Origin of the sequence: Parapedobacter soli (assembly GCF_025460835.1) — a bacterium.
In the GTDB taxonomy this organism is placed as follows: Bacteria; Bacteroidota; Bacteroidia; order Sphingobacteriales; family Sphingobacteriaceae; genus Parapedobacter; species Parapedobacter soli.
In genome coordinates this window covers 1-5,511 of the sequence record NZ_JAMXAY010000103.1, presented here as the reverse complement: position 1 = coordinate 5,511, position 5,511 = coordinate 1, and the positions used below count along the sequence as shown (strand labels likewise).

General features: G+C 40.9%; 5 protein-coding genes. 3 read left to right on the top strand and 2 right to left on the bottom strand.

The window, feature by feature from the left end:
- Positions 1 to 333: 333 nt before the first annotated feature.
- Positions 334 to 1,044 (bottom strand): DUF4397 domain-containing protein, encoded by a 711-nt coding sequence (locus tag NGM62_RS21450; RefSeq protein WP_262250351.1) that lies wholly within the window; start codon positions 1,042 to 1,044, stop codon positions 334 to 336.
- 179 nt (positions 1,045 to 1,223) lie between these two features.
- On the opposite strand from NGM62_RS21450, the gene NGM62_RS21445 reads away from it, so the two are divergent.
- The 3 genes from NGM62_RS21445 to NGM62_RS21435 all read left to right on the top strand — a co-directional run bounded on the left by NGM62_RS21445 (position 1,224) and on the right by NGM62_RS21435 (position 3,596).
- Entirely contained in the window at positions 1,224 to 1,808 is a 585-nt protein-coding gene (locus tag NGM62_RS21445) for an RNA polymerase sigma factor (protein ID WP_315975882.1), read from the top strand.
- 2 nt (positions 1,809 to 1,810) lie between these two features.
- A complete protein-coding gene (locus tag NGM62_RS21440; protein ID WP_262250350.1) occupies positions 1,811 to 2,998 on the top strand; it encodes a hypothetical protein in 1,188 nt (395 codons plus the stop codon).
- A gap of 91 nt (positions 2,999 to 3,089) precedes the next feature.
- Positions 3,090 to 3,596: a hypothetical protein gene (locus tag NGM62_RS21435; RefSeq protein ID WP_262250349.1), complete on the top strand. Its 507-nt coding sequence runs from the start codon at positions 3,090 to 3,092 to the stop codon at positions 3,594 to 3,596.
- Between the two features lie 70 nt (positions 3,597 to 3,666).
- On the opposite strand, the gene NGM62_RS21430 is transcribed toward NGM62_RS21435, so the two are convergent.
- A complete protein-coding gene (locus NGM62_RS21430) occupies positions 3,667 to 4,701 on the bottom strand; it encodes a Fic family protein (RefSeq protein ID WP_262250348.1) in 1,035 nt (344 codons plus the stop codon).
- Between the last annotated feature and the right edge of the window lie 810 nt (positions 4,702 to 5,511).

The following is a 5,511-nucleotide window of genomic DNA, read 5'->3' as shown; positions in this document are numbered from 1 at the left end:
CTGACTGTTAGTGTGTTGTACAGAATTTAAGGGATGACTAATTATCCAAAACCAGAGAACTGGAGCAAAAGCAATCAGGGTCCAAAATAAATTGATGGATTGATTCAGTACTTGTATGACATAGTTTTTCTTTGCCATCAACTTATTTATGTAACCGCCCTCGGGTTATGACGAATAGGGAAATTTACAGAATTAGCAACAAAACAAAGACTGTTTGCCTGTTTATATAATTCGCTTACCTTGTAAACTATTGATTATTAATTTTTTAAATAAAAATGGCGGAAAACAACCCTTAGATGGATAGTTCCCGCCATTCATTAACATTTTCTCTTTTTATTTATTGATAAAAATATGGACGTCCAGTTTTTTCTTTGCATCGTCCGTTTCTTGTAAGCCGGCTACCCAAATCGTATAGATTTTACCTTTGGCCAGCTCAAGGTCTTCTACCGTGAGTAAGGTCTCATTTGCCTCGGGGTCCACGATATCAAACGAAGTTTTCTTAGCATCAACCTCCTTATATGCGCTGGCACTTTTGTAGGCGATATTCTCTGCCAGTTTGGTCTCGCCGTTTACCATATTCAGTTTCCCAGCGTCAGGGGAAAGATGAATAAACCGAATTTTTGCTTTATCCGTATTTGGTGCCGTTAGATCGTCGCTGACCTGGATGAGCTCAAACGTCTTACCATCTTTCGAATTGCTGGCAAGTAAGGAGTAATTTTTGTCTTTTTCCGTTTTGAACGATTTCTTCAAAATCGATTTGTCGTCCTTCCCCTTGATCTCAAATGCGCGTTCACCAGCGGTTACGTCGACATATTTCAAGCTATCGCCAAAGCCAAGCAGCTTGCTATTAGCCTTCTTCGTGTCGATAAAAAAGTTGAGCGAGTCGCTTCCGAAAGCCGCATTTAAAAGAGCAACCTTACCGGATCCTGCAGGGGGGTTGGGGCTGTCCTTATCATCCTTTTTACAACTGACCGTAAGCGCCACTATGCAGACCATTGAGGCAAGGACAAATAATTTTTGAGTTCTCTGTAATTTGATGTTCATGGTAATTTAATTTTTGTGTTTAAAAATTCAATTCCCTAACCCAAACACAGAAGCAATTGATTATGCTACAGAAAAAACCAATAAAAAAATAAATCTGAACATCAGCAGCCCTGATGTAGCGTTTGTTCCAAAACGTGTGTTTCTGTCTATAAAAAACAAATTTTGGGTATCCTATAAGATTGAAAGCTAACCGTCGGAAAAAATTGAGCACTGATAATGACTTGATCGAAGTTCTGTCGAAGGATTGGCAAAACATCGGAGATAAACTGAGAGAACGCATATACAAACACTATTGGGGCTACCTCATGGGAGTTGCTTTAAGGTATGTTTCCGATCGGGATACAGCAGGCATGGTCGTAAACGATAGCTTCATGAAAATCTTTTCGCACCTTAACACATTTGAATGCACCGATCTTGAGAATTTTAATAAAATATTGAAGGGTTGGATGGCAAAAATAACAGCGCGGACGGCGCTTAATGAAATACGTAAGCACAAAGCAAGCACATTACAGGAACCACTGACCGACGAGCACGACTGGCGATTCCCCGTCATGTTGCAGGATAATCTGCATGTTGAAAATGTATGGGACTTAATCAACAACCTTAGCCCGAATTATAGGAAGGTATTCACGTTGTATGAGATCGAAGGCTTCAATCACGATGAAATCGCAGAGTTAATGGGGATAACAGCAAGTTCAAGCCGGGTATACCTGGTTCGAGCAAAAGAGAAACTTAAGATGTTGTACCGGACTTTAATGGTATAGATATGGATAGCGAAGAAAAGAAACTGATAGACGAAATCAGAGATGGCCTTAATAATTTCGAGATACCGTACGAAGAGGGCAATTGGGAGAATTTCCAGAAGTCGTATATAGAAAACTTGGACGAAGAAAAGCAAAAGCGGCGAAGAGCTCCATTGATCCTTTGGAAATATATTTCAGCCGCAGCGGTATTAATCGGTGTCATGATATACATCCCATGGCACTGGAACGGGCAAGAAGATGCTGGGCATGACCGGATTGCCGAACATAGAAAGGTTTCGATAAAGGATAAGGGACCAAGTTTACCCATACAGGATAAAAGCGATACTAAAGTCGTGTCTACCCGTGATGACCAACCAATTGGGCAGACCGTAAATAGGACGTTTATAACAAATCAGGGGGTAGTTGACAATACGGTTATGGGATTAAACGCTGATGACACTAGCCCCGTTATTGGAATGCACGCAGAAGTTTCAACTCCGCCTTCTCTTGCTTCGCCGACAATAACTGAAGAAACAATGGCCTCATCCGGTTGGAAAGAGACAACAATCGCATCCATAGATCATCCGGAACAGCATAAGACTGCATCCGGCAGATGGAAATTTGGCATCGAGGTCAATTCATCAATTACAACAGACAAACCCAACGTTGCTGCCGGTATATTGACAGAGTTCGAGGTTTCGGAAAAACTCAAATTATCTACCGGCCTCACGTACTCGCGTATATCGGCGATACACGATACCGATCCGGTGCAACTGTCATACGACACAAAAATGATCGGCGGCGAATCTATGATCAAGGCAATCGATATACCCCTCACCGTTGTTTATGAACCGACGGACGGCTGGTATGCTTCGGTAGGAGTCTCTGCTCTTGCCGTTTTGGATGAAGATAAAATCTACCGCATGGAGTCGGAAGTACTCCGGGAGAACGTGGTGACGGACCCAACAAGCGGAGCGTCGGTATCTGTTTTTGAAGTCGTCAAGAACGAGTATAGTGAGAAAAGCATGGACACTGATTTCGAGGGTCGAAGCAATTTAAGATACCTGAACCTTTCCATTGGTAGAAGGCAACGCTTCAACAAGCGCACGGACCTCCTCTTTGAGCCGTTTATCAAAATCCCGATGGGCGGATTGCAACGCGGTGACGTAAATCTCCTGAATTCGGGCATCAAAATTAAAGTCCTATTCTAATTATAAATTTTCACTTTTTGTGTAGCGGATATAGATTAAGAAGTGTTTTTGCCAATAAGAACAGAATGCTAACAAAATAAAAAACAAAAAAATGAAAAAACAACTTGTATTTACATTCTCCGGATTAGTGATTGCATTGAGCACGCTTTTCCTATTCGGTTGCAGTAAGGAGAGTAATGGGCCCGACAACGAAGACCCATTTCGACTGGAAGCGAATCTGTTAATGGGCAACCAATTATTCCTGAACACCCTGGAAGGCCGTAATTCCGAGAATGCCTTTGAAGTTCTTAAAGTTGTCAGGGAAGACGATGTATTAGAAGTTACGGTGAAAGGAGGCGATAACGCGGGGTCGTTTCAGTTCATTTGGGATGGCCGCGTACAAGAATCTTTTCCCATGGGGATCCAACTGATTATGTTGTACAACGGTGTAAACGACGATTTTGACTCCAACGAGGAAATGACCGTGTCCGTGAACCTCCAAAAAATAATCGGTGAACGAAACAACGTCAACGACTACCATTTTAATGTGATCAATGGGTCAAAAATCCAGACTGCAACGTTGAATCCTGACGGTACAACTACAACCGAGAAAAAATAAAAAGTTAAGTGGACTGGTATAAAGGGCTTCCTGAATGGAGGCCCTTTTTATTTTCAAGACGATTACAGCATCAAAAATAAGTTTTGACGGCAAACCGGAATTGTTCTATAAATATTTCCTTGAAAACGCTGATATTGTTCTGCTCATAAAAGATTAGCATCGCTTTTTTATATTCGACGGAATCAATCGTCCTAAAGGAAATTGGGCAATACTGATTGGCAATCAGAATGGCATTACTGACAATTCGTGCCGTTCGTTTGTTTCCATCATTGAATGCTTGGATATAGGATAACAACACCAGTGCCAACAGGGATTGTTCAAATATGTTTTTCTTGTTATTGATAAGGTTGCACATTTCTTCAAGGGCTTCCCTTATCTGGTGTTCGTTGTCCAAAGGTTTGTAATTTGTACCGGAAATACCTACACGACGTTGCCTGATATTGCGTTCGACCGGAAGATCCTTGACCAAAATACTATGTATATCTTCTATTCTTGCTATGGTCAAGGGTACGACGTAATCGGGATTATCAATGATAAAGTTCAGGGCTTCTTTATGGTTTAAGAGCATAGTGGCATCGTCTTTCGGTTTTCCCGCGGCGGTTTCTCTGTCCTTTAGCAAACGTTCTGTTTCCAGCAAGGAATAGGTGTTGCCCTCGATCTGTGATGATTTCCAGCTTAAATCGATGGCAAGCCTTTCCATTTCCTTATTGTACACATCTTGGCTCATGTGTGTTACGTTTCGTCGAAATTCGTCCTGCAATTGCTGTAAATTGCTTGCTTCATCTGCCGTAAAAATATCAACGCCAGCCAGCACTTCTTCAATCAATTGAAAATTAAAAGCTTCCCGTATATCGCGTTCATCAATCTCTTTTTCAAAATAGGCGTCCATATCAATATGCCCTAACAGCTGATTGGCCGGACTTACACGGTAGCGGGTTGCACGGCGCTGCCCCTCGGATATAATCTGTCCATTTTCAAGCATATTGGCGATAACCCGCTTGATGGTGGCATAAGAATCCTTGCCGATACCCCTGTGGATTTCTGGAGATGAACTCAACGGGTTCTCCTGTAGGAATTTAATAATGTCGTTATTTATCTCTGCCATAATGAAGCTCATTTATGTGCTTGTATAGGCTCAAAGTTACATATAAGTGAGCTTATTTCTTAATTATTTTGAGCCTATCATTAACAATGGGCTCTTATCTTAGCTGTTTTAGGCTCAAATAATCCGTTTTGTGAGCTTAAATAGTTCAAGGGGTGACCGTTGTACTTGAAGTCTACCTGTTTTTCTATGTAGATTGCTTCTTGACAACGAAATGAGTTGTGTCAAGATACTTTCTTAATCTTTTGTGTTGCACACAAATTTTCACATTGTAGGTGCCATCGGCTTTTTTGTGATGNACAACGAAATGAGTTGTGTCAAGATACTTTCTTAATCTTTTGTGTTGCACACAAATTTTCACATTGTAGGTGCCATCGGCTTTTTTGTGATGCTCGAACACCTTTGCACTAACGGTTGCCATAGTGTTTTCCTTTTCAACATTGATTTCATTGAGCAGGTAGGTGACATTTTTACCGACAAGTTCGTTGTGTTCAAAAGAAAATAAAGATGAAACTATCGAGTCCAATCGTTGAAATATATATGCTAACATATTTATATGATTTAGAACCCAGCATGTTATACCTTATTTTTAATTCTACTGAGTATGTCGACCAATCCCTTCTCAGACTTATGATACTCAAAGAGCTCGCATGCTAAATTTACACTTTTCAAAAAAGCTCGATCTAGATTATCGGGGTCTAAAGACGGAACGCATTCAGAATATTTCTGATACCAGATAGAGGGTATATCCGTTTCCAACTTCTTAGTATATAATTCCCCCCAATCGTTGGACAGATTTTTCATAAACTAAGT

What these genes read in the sequence shown, in the direction of transcription:
- NGM62_RS21450 (WP_262250351.1), bottom strand. Translation starts at nt 1,044, where the DNA reads ATGAACATCAAATTACAGAGAACTCAAAAATTATTTGTCCTTGCCTCA.
- NGM62_RS21440 (WP_262250350.1), top strand. Translation starts at nt 1,811, where the DNA reads ATGGATAGCGAAGAAAAGAAACTGATAGACGAAATCAGAGATGGCCTT.
- NGM62_RS21435 (WP_262250349.1), top strand. Translation starts at nt 3,090, where the DNA reads ATGAAAAAACAACTTGTATTTACATTCTCCGGATTAGTGATTGCATTG.
- NGM62_RS21430 (WP_262250348.1), bottom strand. Translation starts at nt 4,701, where the DNA reads ATGGCAGAGATAAATAACGACATTATTAAATTCCTACAGGAGAACCCG.